This window comes from Nonomuraea sp. NPDC050383 (assembly GCF_044459125.1).
Lineage (GTDB): Bacteria > Actinomycetota > Actinomycetes > Streptosporangiales > Streptosporangiaceae > Nonomuraea.
The window spans coordinates 42,681-67,273 of the sequence record NZ_JBITIP010000020.1 but is presented as its reverse complement, the minus strand read 5'-3'; the positions used below and the strand labels follow the sequence as shown (position 1 = coordinate 67,273).

Here is a 24,593-nt window from a genome sequence, read left to right as displayed (position 1 = left end):
CCCGTCACCCTTTGCCCACAGGACTCAGGTGCAGACGGGGCAAGGCGGGGTGAGGGCTTCCGGGGATCAGGCGTCGAGGACGGCGGCGGGCACGAGCCGCTTCTCGCCGTACACCACGATGAGGTCGCCGACGCGCGATCGGGAGATCTCGCGCCACCCGTGCCGCGCGTACAGCGCGAGGGCGGCCTCCTGCCGCAGGGTGGTGTCGCCTCGGACGCTGTGGAAGCCCAGCTCGACCGCCCGCTTCTCCAGGGCGGTGAGCATCGCGGCACCGTAGCCGCGGCGCTGGAGCTCCGGGTGGACGCGCAGCCGGCAGATCTCGGCCTTGCCCGAGTCGATGGGCCGCAGCCCGCCCATGGCGACGACCCGGCCGCCCGTCTCGCCCACCAGGAAGTCGCCGCCGCACACCAGGTAGAGCTCCTGGATGCGGGGGAAGTCGTCGTCGTAGTAGACCCCGTCACCGGGGAACAGGCCGACCTGGGCCAGGCAGATCTGGTGCAGCGCCAGGATCGTGTCCAGGTCGGACCAGCGGTAACGACGGATCTTCAGGTTCATGCACCGGCCTTTCCTTCGCCCGCGACCGGCTCGGGGCGCAACTGTTCGCGGTAGGCGACCAGGCCCGGATGGCCGGGGTCGCGCTGCATGACCGCCTGCTCGAAGGCGAGCGCCGGGCGCATGATGAAGTCGGTGCGGTACTCCGGGCCGAGCAGGCGCAGGGCCTCGGTGCCGACCTCCAGCGCCTCGGTGACGTCGCCCTCGATCAGGCGGCACTGCGCCCGGTCGAGCCTGATCAGCGTCTGGTCGAGGATGTGGTCCTGGTACTTGTCGAGGGCCTGCTCCAGCACCACCTCGGCCTCCAGCGTCTGGCCGAGCTTGGTGAGCACGTCGCCCTGGTAGAAGTAGAGCTGACGCTCGGTGTAGCCGAACGCCATGTCCTCGCGCTCGTCGCCCTTGATGTGGCTGAAGGCGTTGCGGGCCCGGGCCAGCGCGCGCTTGGCCTGGTCGACGATCTCCTTCTTGCTGTCGGTGCCCGAGAGCATGGCCAGCGCGCGGGCCTCCACGACCGGGGCCATGGCCTGCGCGGCGCACGGCGTGGCACCGGCCAGGTCACGGCTCTTCTTGGCGAGGTTGAGCGCCTCGCGGGCGTCGCCGTAGTAGAGCGGGACGAGCGACTCGCGGGCCGTCACCCAGGCGCGCAGCGCGCGGTCGCCGGTCTCGTCGGCGGCGATGCGGCCGGTGCGGAAGAACGAGCGCGCCAGGCGGTGGTCACCCAGGTTGATCATGATCATGCCGCTCAGCCCGGCCAGTTGCGCGACCATGCGGCACAGGCGCTCCTGCAGGTCGATCGGCTGGCGATGCTTCATGGCGTTGCGGACCGCGCCCAGCTCCAGCACCACGTCGCACAGCAGGCGCAGCGGGGCGGTGGTCGTGTACTGCCGGCCGAAGGCCTGCGTGACCTCTTCCCACTGGTCGAGCATGGCCGGCGAGACCGTGGCGCAGACGAGTGTCTCGTCCATGCGGCGCCTGATGCCGTCGATGGCGCCGAGCACCGGTCCCTCGGGCTTCATGGAGGGCTTGTCGCCGAGCAGGTGGAGCAGGGCGCGACGGAGGATGTTCTCGTCCTCCTGGCTCTCGTGCGGCGACTCCTCCTCACCGGGCGGGTCGGGCCGCTGCTCACGCGCCTCCACCGAGGCCGGGACGCGCTCCGAGACGTCGAAGGCGGGGCCGCCGGGCGCCCGGTGGCCGTGGCCGCAGATGCAGGGGCCGTCGTAGCCGAGGGCCGAGGGCTCGACGCGGTAGACGGTGCACAGGTAGTGGAGGTACTCGGGGCCGGGGCGTTTCAGGCCGCTCTCGTACGCCGACAGGAGGGTCTCGCCGATGCCCGGCGGCGGCTTGGCGTCGCACTCGAACAGGGCGCGCACCTGCTCGATGACGTCGGCGAGGGCGATGCCGTGCGACAGACGATGGCTCTTGATCTTCGTCGTGCCGAACTGCGACGCGCAGGCTTCATGGATCTCCTCGGCGATCTGGGCAGGGGTGCGGCCGGCGGCGAGACCCCTGGCTCTGGTCCGCCGCGCTATCTCCGTTTCCCTGTGCTGCCTGCCGGACATCCCGGCCCCTCTCACACACGTCCCGAACGATCCACGACCGACGACTCAGCGTAGTCTCTGGGTTGCACTCCGCCTACCGAAGACTATGGACCATTGTGGACGGGAAGAAAACGTCCTCTTGAAGTTTACGGTTAAGGATCGTCCTCCGGCGGACTGTTTCTTACAACCCACGAGGGAATAGCGACTCCCTGTGATCGGGATGTGCTCGTTGCGTAACGCGCCGACTTGAGTCATCTTTGGCCCACCAGCAACAAAGCGAGGGAGGGACGAAAGGTGGGGGACGACGATTTCGAGCACCTGGAGCGTCTGGTAGCGGAGCTCGGCGCTCGCGGTTTGCTCGCACGAGTGGTCCGCACCCAGACCGGCCGGCTGTTCGTCCGGGTGATCAACCCGAACGCGACCAGCCTGTCCGAGAACGTCACCTGTCGGCCGACGGCGGTCTCCGAGTTGCCGGACTGGTGGTACTGCTGGTCCTGGGGAGAGCGGATGCACGCGGCGGACGACCCGGCTGGTGCGGCGACGAAGGTCGCTCGGGTGCTCGCCGCGGTGGGCGAATGACACAGGCGGTGACCCGCGTGGAGCGCAGCCACCGCGGTTCACCGCATCCATCGCGGCTTCACGGAGCCGGCGGGGCGGCCGGTGCGGAGGTCTCCCGTTCGCGGGAGCCTTGGCCGTCCCGCCGGCTCCACGGTTTTCACACCGACTCCCTCCGGGTCACACCGGAGGGTGTCCGGAAGGTACGCCTTCCGGAGAAACGGCACGGGACCTGCTTCCGGGTGCTCGTCCCTGCCGGGCCGTCCGTCACCGGAGCGTCAGGCCTCGCCCTCCGCGGCCCCGGGCCTGACGACCCCGTCTTCCCCGGCGCGATGTGACGGCGGCCGGTTCGGTCGGCGGTATCTTGTGGATCGAAATCGGTCCAATCCGCCGGCCGAACCGCTTCTCGAAAGGGGATCCCCCCAGTGTTCCTGGCGACCCCAACGCCATCGCCCTCACCGACGTCCGTGCTGCCGAGCCTCGACAGCCTGGGGCAGCAGATGGCGGCGACCTGCAGCAGTGACACCTTCCTCTGCTCCTGGATGGTCGGGTTGCTGGACGGAGCGGTCTGGGCGCCCCTGGTCGCCAGCCTGATCACGATCGTGCTGATCCTCATCCTGGCGTTCGTCATCCGCAACGTCGCGCACCGGCTCATCACCCGCGTGGTCACCCGGGCGGCGACCGGCGGCTCGATCATGACCCGGTTCCGCCGGAACGGCGTCGGCTCGGAGAGCATCGACGTCCTGCTCCATGAGCGGCGCAAGCAGCGGGCCGAGACCATGGGTTCAGTGCTGAGGCACGTCGCCTCGATCGTCATCCTCGGCACGGCCGCCCTCACCGTGCTCGACCGGCTGACCATCCCCATCGCGCCGCTGCTGACCAGCGTCGGCATCCTCGGCGTGGCGATCGGCTTCGGCGCGCAGGAGCTGGTCAAGGACTTCATCGCCGGCATGTTCATGCTGCTGGAGGACCAGTACGGCGTGGGTGACGTGATCGACGCGGGCGCCGCCGTCGGCACGGTCGAGGCTGTCACGCTGCGCATCACGCGGCTGCGCGACGCCGACGGCCGGGTCTGGTACGTGCGCAACGGCACCATCACCCGGGTCGGCAACGAGTCGCAGGGCTGGTCGCGGGCCTACGTGGACGTCCCGGTGGGCTACGACAGCGACGTGACGGCGGTGCGCGACGTGCTGGAGCGGATCGCCAAGGAGATGTGGGACGACCCCGAGTTCCGGGAGACGGTGATCGTGGAGCGGCCCGACGTGTTCGGCGTGGAGCAGCTGTCCGACAGCATGCTCGTCTTCCGCATCTCGGCCAAGACGCTCCCCTCCAAGCAGGCGCAGGTCGCCCGCGAGATGCGGCTCAAGGTGAAGAACGCGATGGACACCGCCGGCATCGCACTGGTGCCCGGCGCGTAGGCTTGCAGCGTGACTGAGACCTCCTTCTACGACGCCGTCGGGGGCGAGGAGATTTTCCGGCGGCTGGTGCATCGCTTCTACGAGGGGGTGGCCCAGGACCCGCTGCTCCGTCCCCTCTACCCCGAAGAGGATCTGACGGGTGCGGAGGAGCGGTTGCGGGGGTTCCTGATCCAGTACTGGGGCGGCCCCAACACCTACAGCCAGGAGCGCGGCCATCCGCGTCTGCGCATGCGGCACGTGCCGTTCGTGATCGGCGAGGCCGAGCGTGACGCCTGGCTCAAGCACATGCGCGACGGCGTCGACTCGCTGGAGCTTCCGGAGGAGCAGGAGAAGCGCCTCTGGGACTACCTGGTTTACGCTGCGCACAGCTTGGTGAACTCACCCACATAACGGGCATGACCGCCCCATGACTATCCCTTGGTGGCGTGACGCGGTCGTCTACGAGATCTATGTACGCAGCTTCGCCGACGCCTCGGGTGACGGCGTCGGCGACCTCGCCGGCATCCGGGAGCGCCTGCCGTACCTCCGGCGCCTGGGCGTCGACGCCATCTGGCTGACGCCCTTCTACCCCTCCCCCATGGCCGACGGCGGCTACGACGTGGCCGACTACCGGGGCGTCGATCCGCTGTTCGGGTCGCTGGCGGACTTCGAGGTGCTGGTGGCCGACGCGCACGAGCACGGGCTGCGGGTGCTCGTCGACATCGTGCCCAACCACAGCTCCTCGCAACACCCGTGGTTCCAGGCGGCGCTGCGCGGCGAGCGGCGTGAGCGCTACGTCTTCCGCGACCGGCCGAACAACTGGCAGTCCACCTTCGGCGGGCCGGCGTGGACCCAGGTGGCCGACGGACAGTGGTATCTCCACCTGTTCGCCCCGGAGCAGCCCGACTTCAACTGGCGCGAGCCGGAGGTCCACGAGGAGTTCCTGGACGTCCTGAGGTTCTGGCTGGACCGGGGCGTCGACGGGTTCCGCATCGACGTGGCGATGGGCCTGTACAAGGCGGAGGGGCTGCCGGACCTTCCGGGGGTGGACGACCAGTCGTTCACCTCGCGCTCGCCGGTGTGGGGGCAGCCGGAGGTGCACGACGTGTACCGATCGTGGCGCAAGCTGCTCGACGGCTACCCGGGCGAGCGCATGGCAGTGGGCGAGGTGTGGACGGACGACCCGGAGGACCTGGCCCGCTACGTCCGGCCGGACGAGCTGCACCAGAGCTTCAACTTCGCCTGGCTCCAGGCTCCGTGGTCGGCGACGGCGTTCCGGAAGGTGATCGACGACACGCTGGCGACTGTGCCGTTCGCGACCTGGGTGCTGTCCAACCACGACGTCGTACGGCACCGCACCCGCTACGAGACCGCCGACCCCGGAACCGGACTCCTCAGGGCGAAAGCGGCATTGCTCGCCATGTTGGCGCTTCCCGGGTCGGCATATCTCTACCAGGGGGAGGAACTTGGACTCCCCGAGGTGAAGGATCTTCCCCCGGAGGCGCGGCAGGACCCGGTCTTCTTCCAGTCGGAGGGAAAGCTGCCCGGGCGCGACGGCTGCCGGGTGCCGCTGCCGTGGACGGTGACGGGACCCTCCCACGGGTTCTCCCCGGGCGAGACACGGCCGTGGCTGCCGCAACCGGCGGAGTTCGGGGCGCTGAGCGTGGAGGCCCAGGCCGGCGACCCGGCCTCGACCCTGGAGTTCTACCGGGCCGCGCTGGCCTGCCGCCGGGAGCTGGTGGAGGAGATGCCGCACACCATCCAGTGGCTGGACTCCCCGGAGGACGCGCTGTTCTTCGGCCGGGGGCGGCTGGTGTGCGTGCTCAACTGCGGCACGGAGGCCGTACGGCTGCCGCCGCACGAGCGCGTCCTGCTGTCCAGCGGCTCCCTGGCGGGTGACGTCCTTCCTCCGGACACGGCGGCCTGGCTGCTGGGCACACCCGTCACCTGACTTCAGGGGAGAGGGTGTGCGCGCCGCGTTCCCCCCGGACCGGGATGACCGGCACCGAGAGCAGCGCGCACACCAGCCCCGCCGCGAACCCCGCCCAGTAGCCCGCCCCGGTGATCAGCAGGCCGGCCAGCGGGGTCACGGCCAGCGCGACGACGTTCTGGATGGTGTTGTGGGTGCCCAGCACCCGCCCGGCCGCGCCGGGCCCGGCGAGCTCACCGGCCGCGAGGTACGCCAGCCCGTTGCCCGCCACCGTGATCACCGCGGCCAGCGCCAGCATCACCGGGCCGGGCCACGACCCGGTGAAGGTGCCCGCGAGCAGCAGGACGAGCACGGCCAGGCTGCCGAACGTCAGCAGGCGCAGCGGCGCCATCCGCAGGCCCGTCCGATCGGACCAGCGGCCCACCGCGATGCGCACCGCCGCGCCGCCGATCGCGGCCACGCCGAACAGCCGTCCCGCCTGCACGCCGTCCCAGCCGTACACGTGGACGAGGCACGCCACGCCGTACGTGCTGACCACGATCTGCGGCACCGCCTGCAGCGCGCTCGTCGCGTGGACCCGCCAGAGGGCGGGCTGCCGGTACGGCGAGCCGGCCGGCGCGGGACCCGAGCCGGGGCCGTCGCGCGGCGGCTCGGCCAGGAACAGGGCGGCCAGCACGGCGGCCAGCAGGCTCACGGCGGCGCACACCGCCAGCACGCCCGGGATGCCGTGCGCGCGCGACACGGGCGGCAGGACGAAGGCGGCGACGGCCATGCCGAGCGTGTAGGACACCTGCCGCAGGCCCATGGCGACGCCGCGCTCCGGCGGGCGGAACCAGCGCAGCACGATCCGGCCGCCGCCCACCATCGCGGCCGACCCGGCGGCGCCCGCCAGCGCCAGCAGGCCGACGACCGCCCAGACTCCGGTGACCAGCGTGACGGCGGCGAAGAACACCGCTGCCAGTCCCACGCCCAGGCCGAGCACCAGCCGCTCGCCGTGCCGGTCGGCCAGCACGCCCCAGGGGACGAGGGCGAACAGCACGCCGATGCCCGGCGCGTTCGCCACGATGCCGGCCAGCGGTAGGGGCAGCTCGAAGAAGCGTTGCAGATCCGGCATGACGAGGGGGAGCCCGAACAGGCCCAGGGTGACGCTGGCATGCGCGTTGACGCCGAGGGCGAGCATCACCCAGCGCCTCAGGTCCCGCTTCGGAGGGGACACGCCGCTAGGCAGGGATCTTGAAGCGTTCGAGGTAGGCGACCTCCTGCGGCGTCAGCCTGCGGGGCGCGCCGGCCTCCACGTCGTAGCCCACGACCACCGAGGACGCGGTCACGAACACCTCGTCGTCGTCACGGATCTCGTAGGCCAGCGTGAACCGCACCGGCTTGATCTCCGTCACCCACGTCTCCACCCGCACCGGCTCGGCCCTGAACGTCAACGGCCGCCGGTAGTCGATCTCGTGCCGGGCGATGACCAGCCCCTTGAACGGCGCGTCACCCGACCGGTACGGGTCGATGTGGAACATGCCGAGCCGGGCGTCCTCCAGGTAGTCGAAGAACCGGACGTTGTTCACGTGGCCGAGCGAGTCGATGTCCGCGAACCGCACCATGCGGGGGAAGACGTGCCGCCGGGTCAGGGTTTCGAGCGATTCGTGCACCACGCCCGCCACCGTACCCGCCCCCACGCGGCCCATCTCACGCGGCCCTTCTCACCCGGCCCGACCGGCGGCCCGGTCGGGGACCGGCGGCACGGACCGGCGGCACGGACCGGCGGCACGGACCGGCGGCACGGACCGGCGGCACGGACCGGCGGCACGGTCGGTGTCCGGGGCCGACCGGCCGGAGGCTGTTCTGGACGAAGCGGGTGAGCAGCCGCGCGACCGGAGACCCTGGCGCACCTCGCGAGGTATCTGTGCCGCTGGACCCGGCAGGCGGGGCGCGTGCGAGTCCCGACCCGTGACCGCGCCCTCAGCCTGGGCCCTCGGCCTGGGCCCTGAGCCGTGAGGCCCGGGCCCTGAGCCGTGGACGCCGGATCAGTCGCGGTGGAGCTTGCGGTAGGTCACCCGGTGCGGGCGGGCCGCGTCGGCGCCCAGCCGCTCGACCTTGTTCTTCTCGTAGTCGGCGAAGTTGCCCTCGAACCAGAACCAGTTGGAGCCCTCTTCCCACGCCAGGATGTGCGTGGCGATGCGGTCGAGGAACCACCGGTCGTGCGAGGTGATGACCGCGCAACCCGGGAAGTCGAGCAGCGCGTTCTCCAGCGACGAGAGAGTCTCGGTGTCGAGGTCGTTGGTGGGCTCGTCGAGGAGCAGGACGTTGCCGCCCTGCTTGAGGGTGAGCGCCAGGTTGAGCCGGTTGCGCTCGCCACCCGACAGGACGCCGGCCTTCTTCTGCTGGTCGGGGCCCTTGAACCCGAACGCGGCGATGTAGGCGCGCGACGGCATCTCGACGTTGCCGACCTTGATGTGGTCGAGCCCGTCGGAGACGACCTCCCAGACGTTCTTGTTGGGGTCGATGCCGCCCCTGCTCTGGTCGGCGTAGGAGATCTTGACCGTGTCGCCCACGACGAGAGAGCCGTTGTCGGGCGTCTCGCTGCCGGTGATCATGCGGAACAGCGTGGTCTTGCCGACGCCGTTGGGGCCGATGACGCCGACGATGCCGTTGCGCGGCAGGTCGAACGAGAGCTTCTCCATGAGCAGCCGGTCCTCGAAGCCCTTGGTGAGGTCCTCGGCCCTGATCACGGTGGTGCCCAGGCGCGGGCCCGGCGGGATCTGGATCTCGTCGAAGTCGAGCTTGCGGTGCTTGTCGGCCTCGGCCGCCATCTCCTCGTAGCGCTGGAGACGGGCCTTGGACTTGGTCTGGCGGGCCTTCGGGTTGGAGCGGACCCACTCCAGCTCGTCCTCGAGGCGCTTCTTGCGCTTGACGTCCTTCTGGCCCTCGACCTTGAGCCGCTGCGCCTTGGCCTCCAGGTAGGTGGAGTAGTTGCCCTCGTAGGCGTAGGCGCGGCCACGGTCGAGCTCGAGGATCCAGCCGGCCACGTTGTCGAGGAAGTAGCGGTCGTGGGTGACGGACAGCACGGTGCCGGCGTACTTCTCCAGGTGCTGCTCCAGCCACTGCACGCTCTCGGCGTCGAGGTGGTTGGTGGGCTCGTCGAGCAGCAGCAGGTCGGGGGCCTCCAGCAGCAGCTTGCACAGCGCGACGCGGCGGCGCTCACCACCGGACAGCGTGGTCACGTCGGCGTCCGGCGGCGGGCAGCGCAGCGCGTCCATCGCCTGCTCGAGCTGGCTGTCGAGGTCCCACGCGTTGCGGTGCTCCAGCTGCTCCTGCAGCTTGCCCATCTCGTCCAGCAGCGCATCGCTGTAGTCGGTGGCCATCTGCTCGGCGATCGCGTTGTAGCGCTCGAGCATCGCCATCGTCTCGGCGACGCCCTCCTGGACGTTGCCGAGGACGGTCTTCTCCTCGTTCAGCGGGGGCTCCTGCTGGAGCATGCCGACCGAGAAGCCCGGCATGAGCCGCGCCTCACCGTTGGACGGCTGCTCCAGGCCGGCCATCATCCGGAGCAGCGTCGACTTACCGGTGCCGTTCGGGCCCAGGACACCGATCTTGGCTCCGGGCAGGAACGACAGCGTGACGTCGTCAAGGACAACCTTGTCGCCGTGCGCCTTGCGCACGCGCTGCAGCGTGTAGATGTACTCCGGCATGACATCTAGCTTAGGGGCTCTCGACCGGGCTTCCGCCGGTCGGGCACCGAAGACAGCCGGAGAGACGGCCGAGGTACGGGGTTGTGGCGCCGGAGGCCGCCGCCGGGCTTGCGTCAACAGCTCGCCCAGGACGAGCACGGTCCGTCGATCACCATCCGTACGGCCTCGTCGGCGGTCAGCCGGGTGCCGTGCGTGAATCTCTCCGCAAAAGCCTCCTCGCCCAGGACGGCCCGCGCGGCCGCCGTGATGCGGTCGACGTCACCGCGTTCGGCGGGTGGGAGCGGTGCGCCCACGCTGCGGCGGGCGGCGTCAGCCGCGCCGAGCAGGACCGCGGCGCAGGCCGCGGTGTGCTCCTGCCGGGACAGCGCGCCCGCGAGGCCCTCCAGCGACAGGGCGAGGGCACGGGGCTCGGCGAGAGAGCGGGCGACGTCGAGAGCGTGCAGGTGGTGGGCGACGGCCTGGGCCGCTTCGCCGCGGAGCTCGGCGATGAAGCCCAGCTCGGCGAGGAGCAGATGGTCCCCGGCCTGGGACGACACGTGCCCGTAGCCGTCGCGTATGTGCAGCAGGTGCGCCTCCGCGGCGTCCAGGTCACCGGAACGGCGCGCCCCGAGGGCCAGGCCCATCTCGGAGTGGAGCTCGCCGTAGATGTAGCCCTGTTCGGCAGCGATGCGGCGGGCCTGCTCGTGCAGTTCGCGCGCCCGGTCCCAGTCGCGCGCCAGCAGCGCGAGGCGGCCCAGCCCGGACAGCCGCGCCGCGACCTCCGCCGCCAGGCCCAGGTCCCGGGCGATCCGCAGCCCTTCGTGCTGGCGGCGCTCCGCCTCGCCGTACTCCCCCTTGATCTCGGCGAGCACGGCGAGCGGCGACACCGTCTGCAGCTCGCCCCATCTGTCGCCCAGTTCGCGGAAGAGCGAGGCACTGCGCCGCCCGTCGCGGCCGAGCCCTCGCAGGTCGCCGCGGTCCAGAGCGAGTCTCGCCCGCAGGCCCAGCGCGGCGGCCGTGCCCCACTGGTCGCCGGCCTCGGTGAAGAGGGTCAGGGCGCGCGTGTTCCACGTGTCGCTGTCGGCTGCGGCACCGGCGCTGAACAATCCGAAGGCGCACAACCACAGGCCACGCGCCCGGCGTACGAGATCGGGGACGGCGTCGGCGTCCGGGGCGGCGGCGGCAGCGCCGTGATCACCCGTCAGCAGCGCGAACGCGCGGTGCAAAAGCGCTGCTTCCGCCGTCACCGGCGCGGGCGCCGACGCCGGAACGGCGGCCAGCACGGCCTCCAGGCTGCGCCGGGCCTCGATGAGACGGCCGCGCAGCAACCACCACCACGACAGTGCGGTGGCCAGGCCCACGGCATCGGCCGGCTCACCCGCGGCGGCGCGGCGTATCGCCTCCTCGAGAGCCGCGCGCAGATTGCCGGTCTCGGCATCCAGCCGGGAGAGCCAGGACCGCTGCTCGGCGCCGCGCAGCCGGGACTCGGCGTGTTCGGCGAGCGCCAGGTAGTGACGCAGATGCCGGTCGCGGACGGCGGTCAGGTCCTCCATCTCGTACAGCCGCTCCATCGTGTACGCGGCCACGGACTCCAGGAGCCGGTAACGGGGCCCCGTGGGCCCGTTCACCACGACCACGAGGGACCGATCGACGAGGCGCGCCACGAGCTCGGGCACCTCCTCCCGGGCGACGCCGTCGCCCGCGCACACCGCGGTGGCGGCTTCCAGGTCGCAGCCGTCACCGAACGCGGCGAGGCGGCGCAGCACGATCCGTTCGGGCGCGCCGAGGAGTTGCCAGCTCCAGTCGATCATCGCTCGCAGGGTCTGCTGCCGGGCCGGTGCGCCGCGCCGGCCGGAGCCGAGGATCTTGAACCGGTCATTGAGCCGATCCGCCAGTTCCCGGACTCCGAGCGCCCGTACGCGGGTGGCGGCGAGTTCGAGGGCGAGCGGGATGCCGTCCAGACGGCGGCAGATCTCCGCGACGGCCGCGCGGTCCCCCGGCTCCAGGGCGTCCAGGTCCGTGGGGAAGCCGGGGGCGGATGCGACGGCGCGGTCCATGAACAGCCGTACGGCGTCGACGTCCTGGAGTGGTTCGACCAGGAACACGGCCTCACCCGCCAGGCCGAGCGGCTCCTGGCTGGTCACCAGCACCCGCAGTGCGGGGGCGGTGGTCAGGAGGACATCGGCGAGCTCCGCCGCGGCGTCGACGATGTGTTCGCAGTTGTCCAGCACGAGCAGGATGCGGCGATCCCGCAGGGCGTCGGCGAGGCGGTGGGCCGGTGAGCCGGAGCCTGGCCGGGGGGAATGGGTGTCGTCCCGGACACCGAGCGTGGCGGCGATGACCTGGGCGAGGTCGGCGCCGGTGCCGGCGCGGAGGCCGGCGAACTCGACGAGCCAGATGCCGTCGCCGGCGCCCTCGTCCGTTCCCACCGCGGCGGCCGCCGCCACAGCCAGGCGGGTCTTGCCGACGCCGCCGGGGCCGGTCAGCGTGACCAGCCGGGTTCCGCGCAGGAGGCGGGAGAGGTCGGTGAGGGCCTGGCCCCGGCCGATGAGGGGGGTGAGCGGCACCGGCAGGTTCGAGTGGGTGTGCGGCACCGGCAGGTTCGCGTGGGTGCGCGGGACCGGCAGGTTCGCGTGGGTGCGCCCGGGCACCTCGCCACCGGCAGCCGTCGGGCCCGGCGCCGGCGGGGTCTCCAGGCGGGGATCCTGCCGAAGCACCGCCCGGTGCAACGCGGTCAGTTCGGGGCCGGGGTCTACTCCCAGATCCTCCGCCAGCCGGCGCCGCAGGTCCTCGTACGACGCGAGGGCCTCGCTCTGCCGCCCTGACACGTAGAGGGCCCGCATGTGCAGGGCACGCAGGCGCTCCCGCAACGGGTACCGGAAGACCAGGTCCGCGAGCTCCGCGGCGAGCAGCACGTGGTCCCCGGCCTCGAGGCGGGCCTCGGCCTGCTCCTCCAACACCGACAGCCGCTGCTCGGTGAGGTGCTGCACGGCCGGCCGCATGAACTCCTCGTCCGCGAAGTCGGCGTAGGCGGGCCCCCGCCACAGGTCGAGGGCCTCGGTGAGCAGGGCGGCCCGGGTGCGCGGATCCGGGCTGCACCGGGCCTCGGCCACGAGGGAGCGAAACCGCGTGGCATCCAGCTCGTCGCCGTCGAGCTCCAGCCGATAGCCCGGCGGCTGCCGCACCACCCGGTCCCGGCCGATGACCCGGCGCAGCTGGGAGACCCTGGTGTGCAGGGCGCCCGCGGGTCTGCCCGGCGGGCGGTCGCCCCACAGGTCGTCGATGAGCCGGTCCGCCGAGACGGGGCCTCCGTCGTGGGCGAGCAGATCCGCGAGCAGCACCCGGACCTTGGCCTCCGGGATCTTGACCTCTCGCCCCTCCTCGTCCCACACGGCCAGTGGCCCGAGCACCCCAAACCGCATGGGGCCACTGTATGTCTTTGCATGCATCGAGGCGGACTCGCTCCTGGGTTGCGACGGCACCGCCTGCAGCCGGCCGTCAGCCCTTCCGAAGAAAACCTGAAGCGCCCGAGAGCACAGTCGTATGGGTGAGGCGCCACGCGTGCCCCACGGAACGACACGTGTGAGAGGGAACCGTAAGCATGACCAGGTACGGGGACAAATGGGGCGTGATCGCCGGGGATGCCACAGGCATTGCCCTGGCAATCGCCAAGCGCCTCGTGGAAGGTGGTGCGCGGATCCTGCTGACCGCCCGCACACCGCAGGAACGCATGCGGCTGGGCGACGAGTTGGGCTCCGCCGCCCGTGTCGTCAACCCGGCCGCTCTCAGAACTCACCTGGAGGCGGGCGGCGGCGTGGATCTGCTCTTCGCCGACTCCGTTCCCACCACGCGACCGCTGCTGTCACACGTCAAGGACGGTGGTGCGGTGGTGCTCACCACACCCGCCCCGTCCCCCGCCGCCGTACACGACCTCGCCGCGGAGCTCGCCTCCCGCGGCATCCGCGTCAACGCGGTGGCCCCGGACTGTATCGAGTCGCCGGGCGGCAGCGCCGCATCCCTGCCTCCGCTCGGCCGTCTCGGAGCCGCCGAGGAGGTGGCCCGCGCCGCGCTCTTCCTGGCGACGGACGCGACCTTCACGACGGGCGCCCGCCTCCCCGTCGACGGCGGCCTGAGCCGGGCGTGACCCACCGGCGCAGTCCGCCCATGCCCGGATCACTGCCGCCAGACCCGCTGCACCGCACACGGTGCGGCCGAACAGACGATGTCCCTGGAAAGACCCGGAGTACACCACATGAGTACCGCACCCGACACCGCAGCCGGTTCTGCCGCAGGCACCGGCGCCCGATCCGGCACGAGGGGCAGGGGCGAGGAGCAGCAGAAGCTTCCGCTCCTCGCCCTGCTCGCCCTGGCCACCGCCGTCTTCATCACCAGTCTCACAGAGACGCTCCCCGCGGGCCTGCTCCCGGCGATGAGCGACGCCCTCCGCGTGGGCGAGTCCGCGACCGGCCAGACGGTGACGATCTACGCGCTCGGCACCGCGCTGACCGCGATCCCGCTGACCGCGGCCACCGCGAGATGGAGGCGCAAGCGACTGCTGCTGGCCGCCATGGGGGGCTTCGCCCTGGCCAACACGATCACGGCCATGTCGTCCCTGTACGCCCTGACGATGACGGCGCGGTTCGTCGCGGGTGTGGCCGCCGGCCTCGCCTGGGCGCTGCTCGCGGGGTACGCGCGCCGCATGGCCCCCGTTCACCTCCAGGGCAGGGCGATAGCCATCGCCATGGCGGGCATCCCGGTCGCGCTCTCGCTCGGCGTGCCGGCCGGGACCTTCCTGGGCAAGGTGACCGACTGGCGCGTGGCCTTCTTCGCGATGACGGCGCTCACCGTGCTGCTGCTGGCCTGGATCGTGGCCACGGTGCCGGACTTCCCGGGACAGGCCAGTGGCGAGCGGCCCCGGATGCTGCGGGCCCTGCGTGTGCCGGGGGTGGCCGCAGTCCTGTTCGTCACACTCATCTTCGTCCTGGCCCACACCATCCTGTACGCCTACATCGCCGCCTTCCTCGACGATCTGGGCATGGGCGGCAACACCGATCTGGTGCTCCTGGTCTTCGGCGCCGCCTCGCTGGTGAGCATCTGGATCGTCGGTGCCCAGATCCATCACCGGCTGCGTGCCCTCAGCATCGCCAGCGCGCTGTCGGTCGCCGTGGCCGCCGCGCTGCTGGCCGTCCTGGCCGATCAGTCCGCCCTCGTCTACCTCGCCGCCGTCCTGTGGGGTCTCGGCTGGGGCGGGGTGCCCACCTTGCTCCAGACCGCGGCCGGTGACGCGGGCGGTGACCAAGCCGACGCGGCCCAGGCGATGCTCGTCACGCTGTGGAACGTCGCTATGGCGGGCGGTGGTGTCATCGGCGGCGTCCTGCTCGACCTGCTCGGCAGCGAGTCGTTCCCGTGGAGTGTGCTGCTGCTCCTGCTACCGGTGCTCGGGGTGGTTCTCGCCGCGCGCAGCCATGGCTTCCCCGCCAGGCGACCCTCGGTCGAGTCCCCGTGACCGCACTCCCCCGATACAGACTGATCCCCATGCAAGTCGGAGAACTGCAGGAGCCTTGATCTTCTCTGGCACCTGTTCGGCCGCGACGTTCGGGGAGGCGGCATCGGGATCATCCGAACCTGATCCCGGCCTCCCCCGACGCGTCGCTGGAATGAGAGGGAGTCGAGGTGTCGGTGCCGCTGCCTCCGTACCAAGGCCCGTCGTGAGTTGTCCCGGAGACACGGCTGCGCCCTCGGGGAGCCGCCGCCCGGCTGGGGCATGCGGATCCACCATCCGTTGCGTCCGCTCTCCGGCTGTTGCATCCACTCTCCGGCCGTTGCATTCGCTCCGGCTGGGAGACGCTCTCGTCCCTGCGGTTGCCGGCAGTTCTGCCCGTGGGTGACGCAGTCGATCACCGCTCGCAAGCGCCTGGGTCCCTCTCGAAAGTGCCCGGTCCATCTCAGTCGCCCGCCGTTGCCGTTTGCGGCGGGTGCTCTGGGAGCTGTTGAGGCGTCGGACTCGGTGCTAACTCCGGCTCGTCGTTCAGCGACAGCTCTGTCATGAGGGAGTTCGGGGTCGAGAGGCGGTCCGGCGGTGGGTGAGGGTCTGAGGCCGATGAGTGATCCAGCGTCGACGGCGAGTCTTCAGGGTTGAGGTCTTCGGGTGGGTGGAGGTCTTCGGGGTCGAGGTCTTCCGGTGGGTGGAGCTCTTCGGGGTGGAGCTCTTCCGGTGGGTGGAGCTCTTCCGGTGGGTGGAGCTCTTCCGGTGGGTGGAGCTCTTCGGGTAGGTGGAGCTCTTCGAGGTTGAGGTCTTCCGGTGGGTGGAGCTCTTCGGGGTGGAGCTCTTCGGGGTGGAGGCCTTCGGGGGGTGAGGGGACCGGGATCGCTGCCGTCTCGGTGTCGGTGAGGTGGGTGGGCTGGATGACCGGGAGGCAGATGCGGTCCCGGCCGAGCTCCTTGGCGCGGTAGAGGGCCAGGTCGGCGGCGGCCAGGAGCTCTATGAGGTCGTCACCGTGCAGGGTCATGATGGCCACCCCCACCGAGATCGTCACGGTGATCATGGCGTCGTCGGCGGCGACCGCCATGTGGCTGATGCGGTTGCGGAGGCGTTCGGCCACCTGGCGCGCCTCGTGGACGTCGGCCCCGGGCAGCAGGACCACGAACTCCTCCCCGCCGAAGCGGCCCACCACGTCGTACTCGCGCAACTGGCTCCGCAGCGTGGCCGCGACCGCTGCCAGGACCTGGTCGCCGACGAGGTGGCCGTGTCGGTCGTTGACCCGTTTGAAATGGTCGATGTCGACGATGAGCAGGGCCAGTGTCTCGCCGGTGCGCCGGGCGCGGACGATCTCGGTGTCGGCCTCGCGCTGCCACGCCGCCGCGTTGAGCAGGCCGGTCTTGGGGTCGGTGCGGGCGGCCGCCTGGAGCTGGGCGTGCAGGAGGCTGCGTTGCAGCAGTACGACCGGTGGCAGCGCGAGAATGAGCAGGCCGAGATTGAGCCCGGCCGAGATGGCCACGCTGACGCCGAGGCACAGCTCCACGACGTCGAGCAGGGCGCTCTCCTTGTCCCACAGGACCTCGCGCCACGGAACCTCGGGGTCGGCCATGTGCGCGGCCAGGGCGATGAGGGCCGTGTTGAGCAGGGCGAACACGACCGCCGCTGCCACCGCCAAGCCGATCGGCTCGATGGCGCCCCGCGTCAGCGCCGCCGGATCGGGCACCAGCCGGTGGAACGCCATCGAGGCGGCGCATCCCGCCAATCCGATGGCGGCCGAGCTGAACACACGGCGATGCAGCACCGTGGCCCGGACCCGCCATTGCAGGAGCATCTGCAACACGATGGGCGCGAGCAGGGCATAGAGGGACGGCAGCAGCAGCGCCACCGGCAACCACCACGCTGACAGCAGGTCGCGGGAGACGCCGGCGGGCATGCCGAGACGTCTCGTCGCCTCGATGCATACCGCGCCGCACACCATGAGCGCGACGAATGCCATGACGTCCGACCACCGAACCGGGGTGGACGCCGCCAGCAGGACGATCGCGACGAGGTCGAGGGCCACGATCCCGACGAGATAGATCACGAGGGGACGCCGCTGCCCTAGCAGCGGCCAGCGGCCGACCAGGGTGGACACTCCGTCGCGAGGCGTGATCGGGGTGTGACGAGGGGCCGCCATCACGTCTCCTCCCTGACTAACGATATGTAACACAATAGTTGCGGAGTGTGCGTTGTGCGATCGGAACCGATACGTTGGGCGACGGGACCACCTAGGTCATCGTGGTCTCTAAGGGAGATTCCGGCTCACTCCACGAGCGGGGAGACGACGGAAAGGAGCAGCCATGGCGCGAGGTGTGACCTGGTCTTGATGCGACGTCTTGCCTGATCTTGATGCGACGCCTTGGCCTGGTCTTTCTGCCTTGACCCTTCTGGGCTTGGTCTTTCTGAGCTGGTCTTGGGCTTGGTCTTTCTGGGTTGGTCTTTCTCAGCTTGGTTTCTCGTGGCCGACGACTCGCCCTTGTCCCCTCTCAGCCCCATTGCTCTCCTTCTGGGCCGACGTTGCTCCCCCTCCAGGCATCGCGTTGTCACCCCTCTGGACCCGCGTTGTTCGCCCTCCGGGCCGGTGTTCGCCCTCCGGGGCGGTGTTCGCCCTCCGGGCCGGTGCTCTCCCCCGGGGCATGCGTCCTTCCGCCCGGGTTGAGCTGGGCCCTTCCATGCCTTGCGGCGTTGCCAGGCCTCGCGTCGTTTCCCCTCCAGATTGTGTTGGCCTCCTTCAGGCTTCTCACTGCTTCTTCTCGTGTCTGCCTGCGGCTTTCTTGTCTCTGTTCGGGTGCCGGCTTGTCGTGAGGTCGGCGGGGTGTTTTGAGTGGTTCTGGGGGTTAAGGGGCTTCTCGTATGGACCCTCACCTGGCCGTACCGGCCCGAGGCCCTTGGGGAGAGGGCGTCGGGCCGGTTGTGTGTGGGAGTGCGGCGGTGTCAGGCCGCGATCGGCTCCCTGGTGGGCCACTCGGCGTCTTCCGCCTCGTGCTCGTTGTCGTCCTCACCGAGGATGCGGATCACGGTGCCGTCGGTACGGGCCGGGCGTCCCTTGGAGCGGGAGGGCTTGGAGGGCGCCTTGCCGGAGGCCGGAGACGTCGGGGCGGGCGAGGTCGGGGCGGGCGAGGTCTTGGGCCGCTGAACATTGGAGGCGGTGGTGTCGTCGGCACGGGGTGCGTCCGCCCCGTCGCCGGTGTCGGAGGCCTTTCCCATGGGGTGAGGGTGATGGGACTCTGCCGGGTCGGTGGCGTGACGGGGCTCGCCTGCGCGGGTGGCGGGAGCGAGGTCCCGCTGGATGGAGGCGTAGGCGGCTTCGCCTGCGTCGTCCGCCGGGGCAGGGGGAAGCGGGGTGAAGGCGGGAGGCTCCGGAAGAGACGGGCGGGCATGATCGGTCCTTCCGGACATGCCCGTCCCCGCGCTCGTGCCCATGCCCGTCCCCGCGCTCGTGCCCATGCCCATCCCCGCGCTCGTGCCCATGCCCGTCCCCGCGCTCGTCCCCATGGCCGTCCCCGCGCTCGTACCCATGCCCGCGCTCATGCCCGCGCTCATGCCCATGGCCCAGTCCTGGGTCTCCGCGTCCAAGCGGTCGCGCATCTCCTTGCTCACCGTGGCAGCGCCGCCGCCACGCTCCGGCTTGACGAAGGCACCGGTGCCCCAGCGCAGGTCATGACCCACCGCGCTCGCCTCGATCTCGGGCATGAAGCGGCGGTCGCCCTCCGGGCCGAACTCGCGGATGCGGAGCTTGCCGGACACCACCACGGGCTGCCCTATCTTGATCGACTGCGCCACGTTGTCGCCGAGGGACCGCCAGCAGCGCACCGCGAAGCAGACCCTCTCGCCGTCGGTCCACTGGCCGGTCTTCCTGTCGAAGTAGCGGTGCGACGTCAGGACCCGGAGCGAGGTGACCTTCGCCCCGTCCTCGAAGGTGTACTGACGGGGCTCTGCTGCGACGTTTCCGGTGAGCGTGATGTAGATGTCGTTCATCCCATTGCCTCCCATGTCAGCGGGCGGGGTGCCCGCGACCTGGGATCACGGTGCCAGAAGGGGTGGAGGGCCCGGGGCGCCGAATGGCGTTCTGTGGATTTGCGGGGTGGAGGGGCGGGCCGGTTGTGGAAAACGTCGTGGCGCTCGGCTCACCACTGCCGAAGGGGCGGCGCAAGGGGGCCGTATGTCGGCCCGACGCCGTACGAGAACGCGACACCGTACCGGACTGCATCGCCCTGCCGGACCGTGGCAGGGCCGTCGGTCGGCGCGAGCGGGCGAATGCGAGGGTGCGGGCTAGCCGGCGAGGGTGCGGATGGCCGTGTAGAAGGTGTGGTGGCGGCCGAGCTCGCGTTCGACCGGCTCCACCACCATGGTCTCCGCCACCGCCGCGACCCGTCGCCGCATCTCCCGTTCCAGCCGTTCGCGCTCCTTCGATGCTCCCAGCTCGACGAAGTTGCGTGCGGCGATGCCCGACAGTGCCCCGAGGCCCAGGACCGAGGCCATCATCAGCCCCACCCATGGCAGCGCGGCCGTGTCACCCAGAAGCTGGAAGCCGAGCGGCGACTGGCCGGGCAGGAACAGCCCCGTCACCAGCCAGCCCAGTCCGAGCACGAACGCCGCCACCAGCAGGTACTGCCAGATCTTCAGCAGCCACCACCAGCCCGGCACCTGGTCGAGCCGGGGCGCCACCTCCGAGAGATCCTCCGTGAGGGCCTGCGGAAGCTGCTTGAGGCGCGAGCGGGCGGCGTGATGCAGGGACGACCGCCACACCGGCTGCATGTCGCCCGACAACCCGTCGGCGAGAGCCTGCACCGCGTTCACCACCTCCGCGGTCTGGGCGCTGACCGTGCCGGTGGTGATGCCGCGGATCTCGTCCCCGACGTCCTGCAACCGCAGCGTCTTGACCGGGTCGGGCCGCAGCTTGGAGATCCAGCGCGGGTACGGCCAGCCGACCCAGCCCATGGAGCGTTCGGCGTAGACGTTCTCCATGGCCTCACCCACCGCCGGGACGCCCACGGCGTCGCACAGCGCGTCGGTGAGGCCGAGCCTGCGGGCGTCGTCCACGGCCGACGGCGCGGACAGGGACTCCCCCACCGGCATGGCCGTGCTGATCCGCTGTTCGAGCCGGTGGAGGTCGGCTTCCAGCTTCTGGATGGCGGCCCGGCGCCGGGAGACGGCTCCCGCGACGACGGTCTTGAGACTGTCCACCCCGCGTCCGGTGGTCGCCGAGGTGGGGACGACGGTCGGGTGCTCGACGCCTTCGCGGCGCAGCAGGTCGTTGAGGTCGATGACCAGCTCGGCGAGCTCGGCGGCGCTCAGCTTGTCGGCCTGGTTGAGCGCGAACACGGTCACCGCCTCGTGCCCCGCCAGCTCCGTCACGTAGCGGCGGTGCGTGGAGGCGTCGGCGTACTTCTGCGGGTCCAGCACCCACACCACCAGATCGGCCCGGCCGATGAGCCGGTCCGCCTCGTTGTCGGTGAGGGCCCTGATCGAGTCGTGGTCGGGCAGGTCGAGCAGGATCAGCCCGTGGAGCTGAGTCTCGCCCCGGTCGAGGGCGCTGGCACGGGCGAACCGGTGCCGTTCCTGGATCTGCAGCCAGTCGAGCAGCGGCGCGGCGCCCTCCAGCCCCCACACGCAGGCATGGGTGCGCGCCGTGGTGGGCCGCCGCACGCCCGTGGGCGACAGCTCCAGCCCCGAGATGGCGTTGAACAGCGACGACTTGCCGCTGCCCGTGCCTCCGGCCAGCGCGACGACGGTGTGCTCCGACGACAGCTTGAGCCGCTCGCCGGCCCGCTTGAGCAGCGTGCTCGCCTCGGCCAGCAGCTTGGGCTCCAGCCGTCCCGGCCCGAGCTCCACGAGCTTGGTGAGCGCGGTGAGCCGCGGCGCCAGGCCGGGCCTGGTGGTCATGGTGGTCATCGCGCCACCTCAAGGTTGTAGGTGGCCTGGTAGAGCCGTGTCGCGATGGACTCGTCCGGGATCCCGGCCGAGTCGAGCGCCTGCACGTAACGCATGGACTCCTCGTCGAACAGCATGCCGATCCTGGCGCGCAGGTCGCTGAGCGCCTTCGCCCCGATGCCGCGCAGCGACTCGGCGCCCAGCAGGGCGTTGACCAGCCGGTGCGGCACACCCGTGGTCGCGCCGCTGAACATCGCCACCATGAAGATCAACGACAGCGAGTCGGCGTCGAACGACACAACCTTCGACACCGAGCGCTTGGCCACTCCGTCGGTGCGCACGAGCTCGGTGACGTGCTCCTGCCAGGCGGCGATGGCGCGGGCCGCGTGCCGTACGAGATCGTCGGATGGCCGGTCGAGATCGGCGGCGAGCTTCGCGCCGAGCGGCGAGCGGTGGCGCCAGCGGGCCGCCACCTCGTCGGCCGCGCGGGTTGCGGCCGCGACGATCACCGACTCCAGACCGGCGCGCAGCGCCGCCCTGAACGCCAGCACCCGCTCGGGGGCCTGCCGGGCCGCGCGGCCGCGCCTGCGCAGTTGCAGCGTGCGCATGAGGTCGCCCGAGCCCGCGAAGTCCTGCCACCGCGCGAGCACCTCGCCGTGGATGAGCGAGCCGCCGCGGAAGGCCCGGTCGATGTCGGACAGCGCGTTGCGGTACGCGGCGTCCACGTCGGAGCGCAGCTCGCCCCGGAACGCCACTTGCGTCTCCATGTGCTTGGCCAGCGCGGGTACGCGGGTGCGGAAGCTGTCGAGCACGCCGTCCAGGGTCTCCCGTACGGCCTGCGCCCGGCGCTCCTCGTCGACCGACAGCTCGGCCAGCCACAGACGCAGGTCGGTGACCTCGCTGTCGGGCAGCCGGCCGTCGACCACCTTGGACTCACCGATGACGAACCGGTCGATCTCCCCCAGGCCGTACTCGGTGAGCATGCGGGCGAAGTGCTTGAGCACCACCTCGCGCGCCTTCGGCTGGACCCGCGACAGGACGATGGCCAGGCGGGCGCCGCGCTCCTTGGCCATGCGCAGGAGGTTCCAGGCGGGGGCGTCGGCGTAGCGGGCGGCGGTGGTGACGAAGACCCACAGGTCGGCGGCGTCGAGCATGCGCTGCGCGATCTCGTGGTGCTTCTCGACGACCGAGTCGATGTCGGGGGTGTCGAGCAGCGCCACGCCCTGGGGCAGCTTCTCGGTGGGGACGACGACGAGGCTGTCGGGGCCGGACTCGGCCGTGGGCTTGTCGATGCGCCGCAGGCCGCCGAGCAGCTCTCCCTCGGCGAACCACTTTTGGTCCTCCGGGTGGCAGGCCAGCACGGGTACGCCGGTGGTGGGGCGGCGGACGCCGGTGCGGGAGACGTTCTTCTCGGCCAGGGAGTTGACCAGCGTGGACTTGCCGGCGCCGGTCGAGCCGGCGACCACGATGAGGGCGGGCGCGGTGTTGGTGCGCACCCTGGGGAGCACGTAGTCCTGGAGCTGGGCCAGGAGGTCGGCGCGGGCCTGCCTGGCCTCGTCGGCGCCCGGCAGGTCGAGGCCGAAGCGCAGGTCGGCGACGCTGACGCGGAGGGTGTCGAGGGCGGAGGTGAGCGCGGCGACGGTCTCCGGCGGAAGAGCCTGCGCCCCCGTCCCAGCCTTGGCCTCGGGCTCCGGCTCGGTCTCCGGCTTTGTCTCCAGGTCCGGGTCCGGGTCCGGCTCAGGGTCTGTCGCCGGCTGCCGAGTGCTCCCGGTCTCGGGCTCCGCCTGAGCGGTCCCGGTCTCGGGATCAGGATCGGTCCCCGGCTGCGTGTCGGCGTCGGTGTCGGTCTGGGGCTCAGGCTCGGCGTCGGGCTCGGACTCGGGCTCGGGCTCGGGCGAAGGCTCAGCGTCGGCCGTGGGCTCGGGCTCGGTCGAGGGCTCGGCGTCGGTCGTGGGCTCGGGCTCGGTCGAGGGCTCGGCGTCGGTCGAGAGCTCGGTCGAAGGCTCGGTGGCGGCCTCGGGCTCTGCCTGCGCGGCCGAGGCCCGGGAGGCCGGCGGGCGGAAGGCCGCGGGTTGGAAGAGCGAGGGCCGGGAGGCGGGCGGCTCTTCGGGCTCCGGGTCCGGCTCCGTTGCGAACTGGGGCTCTGGTTCCGGTACGGAGTCCGTTTCCGCCTCTGGGGAGGGGTCCTCCTCGTCCGTGATGGCGCGGAAGCTCAACGTCTGCTCCCCGGGCGACTCCTGGCGCCCGTCATCCATGGCCGTGTTCACGGCAAGCGCTCCGCTCGAACCATCTCGACCTCCTGGCCGACGCTCACGACATCGCCGACGACGACGATCGCCGGCGGCCGTATCCCGGCCGCGGACACGCGGTCGGCCACGGTGGACAGTGGAGCGATAACCGCCCGCTGGGTCGGAAGGGTACCGTCCTGCACCACCATTACGGGAGTCTCCGGTGAGCGTCCGTCTCGCAGGAGGGCCTCGGCCACCTTGGCGAGCCGCTCCACGGCCATCAGCAGGACCAATGTGCCCTGCGAGCGGGCCATGGCGGGCCAGTCGACGGTCGAGGCGGGATCGTCGGGCGCCACGTGCACGGACACGACGTGGAACTCCTGGCTGACGCCCCGATGAGTCACCGGGACCCCGGCCGAGGCGGGCACGGCGACGGCGCTGGTGATGCCGGGCACGACGACCACGGGGATCCCGGCGCGGGCGCAGGCGAGCATCTCCTCACCGCCGCGACCGAACACGAACGGGTCGCCGCCCTTGAGCCGCACCACGAACTTGCCCTGCCGGGCGCGGTCCACGAGCAGCTCGTTGATCTTCTCCTGGGGCAGTGACCTGCCGTACGGGACCTTGGCGGCGTCGATCAGCTCGACGTCCGGCGCGAGCTCGTCGAGGAGGGCGCGGGGGGCGAGGCGGTCGGCGACCACGACGTCTGCCTGGGCCAGGAGCTGCCGGCCGCGCACGGTGATGAGCCCGGGGTCGCCGGGCCCGCCGCCGACGAGGGCCACGCCGACGGGCTTGGTGCGGCTGCGCCGGGCGTCCACGGTGCCGTCGCGCAGGGCGCCCACCACGGCGTCCCTGATGCCGGCGGCCCTGCGCGGGTCGCCGCCCGCGGTGACGGCCACGGTGATCTCGTCCACGCGCCCGGAGGCGGGGGTCCAGGCGGCGGTGGCGTCCTTGTCGTCGGCGCGTACGCACCAGATGTGCTTGGCCTCGGCCTCGGCGGCGACCGCCGTGTTGACGGACCGCTGGTCGGTGCAGGCCTGGACGAGCCAGGCGCCGTCGCAGTCGCCCACCTCGTACGGCCGGGCGTGCCAGGTGACGCGGCCGGCGGCGATGAGGTCGTCGAGGGCGGGGGTGACACCGGGCGACACCAGGGTGACCACCGCGCCCGCCTCCAGCAGGGCGGGAACCCGGCGCTGGGCGACGCGGCCGCCGCCCACGACGAGGACCCGGCGACCCGAGAGCCGCAGGCCGAGGAGGTAGGGGCCCATGGTGGGATTCTCCCGTTCGCGAGGGTTGGGCTGTGTCAGGAGGTAAACCTACCGGGTCCGGG

The 24,593-nt window shown here is 71.4% G+C and carries 17 protein-coding genes; 6 read left to right on the top strand and 11 right to left on the bottom strand.

Annotation, left to right across the window (positions count from 1 at the left end):
• Nucleotides 1–66: 66 nt before the first annotated feature.
• Nucleotides 67–555 carry a GNAT family N-acetyltransferase gene (locus ACIBG4_RS35230; protein WP_310712227.1) on the bottom strand — a complete coding sequence of 163 codons (489 nt, stop codon included), beginning with the start codon at nucleotides 553–555 and terminating at the stop codon, nucleotides 67–69.
• Nucleotides 552–2,111, bottom strand: coding sequence for an XRE family transcriptional regulator (locus ACIBG4_RS35225; protein WP_397206003.1), 1,560 nt, complete (start codon nucleotides 2,109–2,111; stop codon nucleotides 552–554). Before ACIBG4_RS35225 ends, ACIBG4_RS35230 begins: the two co-directional genes overlap by 4 nt.
• 273 nt (nucleotides 2,112–2,384) lie before the next feature.
• Between ACIBG4_RS35225 and ACIBG4_RS35220 the strand changes: the two genes are divergently transcribed.
• The 4 genes from ACIBG4_RS35220 to ACIBG4_RS35205 all read left to right on the top strand — a co-directional run bounded on the left by ACIBG4_RS35220 (nucleotide 2,385) and on the right by ACIBG4_RS35205 (nucleotide 5,993).
• On the top strand, nucleotides 2,385–2,669 hold the full coding sequence (locus ACIBG4_RS35220) for a hypothetical protein (RefSeq protein ID WP_310712224.1): 285 nt from the start codon (nucleotides 2,385–2,387) through the stop codon (nucleotides 2,667–2,669).
• 443 nt (nucleotides 2,670–3,112) lie between these two features.
• Complete coding sequence (locus ACIBG4_RS35215; RefSeq protein ID WP_397206001.1) at nucleotides 3,113–4,063, top strand: mechanosensitive ion channel family protein; 951 nt, start codon at nucleotides 3,113–3,115, stop codon at nucleotides 4,061–4,063.
• A 9-nt stretch (nucleotides 4,064–4,072) separates the two neighbouring features.
• Nucleotides 4,073–4,453, top strand: a complete 381-nt coding sequence (locus ACIBG4_RS35210; protein ID WP_310712221.1) for a globin — start codon at nucleotides 4,073–4,075, stop codon at nucleotides 4,451–4,453.
• Nucleotides 4,454–4,469: 16 nt separating this feature from the next.
• Nucleotides 4,470–5,993, top strand: coding sequence for an alpha-amylase family glycosyl hydrolase (locus ACIBG4_RS35205; protein ID WP_397205999.1), 1,524 nt, complete (start codon nucleotides 4,470–4,472; stop codon nucleotides 5,991–5,993).
• Here ACIBG4_RS35205 and ACIBG4_RS35200 read toward each other — a convergent pair.
• The 4 genes from ACIBG4_RS35200 to ACIBG4_RS35185 all read right to left on the bottom strand — a co-directional run bounded on the left by ACIBG4_RS35200 (nucleotide 5,986) and on the right by ACIBG4_RS35185 (nucleotide 13,065).
• Nucleotides 5,986–7,188 carry an MFS transporter gene (locus tag ACIBG4_RS35200; protein WP_397205997.1) on the bottom strand — a complete coding sequence of 401 codons (1,203 nt, stop codon included), beginning with the start codon at nucleotides 7,186–7,188 and terminating at the stop codon, nucleotides 5,986–5,988. The two genes, ACIBG4_RS35205 and ACIBG4_RS35200, sit on opposite strands and share 8 nt — an antisense overlap.
• Nucleotides 7,189–7,192: 4 nt before the next feature.
• Nucleotides 7,193–7,627: a thioesterase family protein gene (locus ACIBG4_RS35195; RefSeq protein WP_310712217.1), complete on the bottom strand. Its 435-nt coding sequence runs from the start codon at nucleotides 7,625–7,627 to the stop codon at nucleotides 7,193–7,195.
• 372 nt (nucleotides 7,628–7,999) lie between these two features.
• Nucleotides 8,000–9,664, bottom strand: coding sequence for an energy-dependent translational throttle protein EttA (ettA, locus tag ACIBG4_RS35190; protein ID WP_397205995.1), 1,665 nt, complete (start codon nucleotides 9,662–9,664; stop codon nucleotides 8,000–8,002).
• A 113-nt stretch (nucleotides 9,665–9,777) separates the two neighbouring features.
• Nucleotides 9,778–13,065, bottom strand: coding sequence for an AfsR/SARP family transcriptional regulator (locus ACIBG4_RS35185; RefSeq protein WP_397205993.1), 3,288 nt, complete (start codon nucleotides 13,063–13,065; stop codon nucleotides 9,778–9,780).
• A 179-nt stretch (nucleotides 13,066–13,244) separates the two neighbouring features.
• Between ACIBG4_RS35185 and ACIBG4_RS35180 the strand changes: the two genes are divergently transcribed.
• Both ACIBG4_RS35180 and ACIBG4_RS35175 read left to right on the top strand, forming a co-directional pair.
• Nucleotides 13,245–13,787 (top strand): SDR family oxidoreductase, encoded by a 543-nt coding sequence (locus tag ACIBG4_RS35180; RefSeq protein ID WP_397205991.1) that lies wholly within the window; start codon nucleotides 13,245–13,247, stop codon nucleotides 13,785–13,787.
• 108 nt (nucleotides 13,788–13,895) lie between these two features.
• Entirely contained in the window at nucleotides 13,896–15,149 is a 1,254-nt protein-coding gene (locus tag ACIBG4_RS35175; RefSeq protein WP_397205989.1) for an MFS transporter, read from the top strand.
• 439 nt (nucleotides 15,150–15,588) lie between these two features.
• On the opposite strand, the gene ACIBG4_RS35170 is transcribed toward ACIBG4_RS35175, so the two are convergent.
• From ACIBG4_RS35170 to cobA, 5 genes are all read right to left on the bottom strand, one after another.
• Entirely contained in the window at nucleotides 15,589–17,298 is a 1,710-nt protein-coding gene (locus tag ACIBG4_RS35170) for a GGDEF domain-containing protein (protein ID WP_397205987.1), read from the bottom strand.
• A gap of 797 nt (nucleotides 17,299–18,095) precedes the next feature.
• Nucleotides 18,096–19,139: a single-stranded DNA-binding protein gene (locus ACIBG4_RS35165; protein WP_397205985.1), complete on the bottom strand. Its 1,044-nt coding sequence runs from the start codon at nucleotides 19,137–19,139 to the stop codon at nucleotides 18,096–18,098.
• Between the two features lie 294 nt (nucleotides 19,140–19,433).
• Nucleotides 19,434–21,056, bottom strand: coding sequence for a GTP-binding protein (locus tag ACIBG4_RS35160; protein WP_397205983.1), 1,623 nt, complete (start codon nucleotides 21,054–21,056; stop codon nucleotides 19,434–19,436).
• On the bottom strand, nucleotides 21,053–23,302 hold the full coding sequence (locus ACIBG4_RS35155; protein ID WP_397205981.1) for a dynamin family protein: 2,250 nt from the start codon (nucleotides 23,300–23,302) through the stop codon (nucleotides 21,053–21,055). The genes ACIBG4_RS35160 and ACIBG4_RS35155 overlap by 4 nt, the downstream gene beginning before the upstream one ends.
• Nucleotides 23,299–24,531 (bottom strand): uroporphyrinogen-III C-methyltransferase, encoded by a 1,233-nt coding sequence (gene cobA / locus ACIBG4_RS35150; RefSeq protein WP_310712207.1) that lies wholly within the window; start codon nucleotides 24,529–24,531, stop codon nucleotides 23,299–23,301. The genes ACIBG4_RS35155 and cobA overlap by 4 nt, the downstream gene beginning before the upstream one ends.
• Nucleotides 24,532–24,593 lie beyond the last annotated feature (62 nt).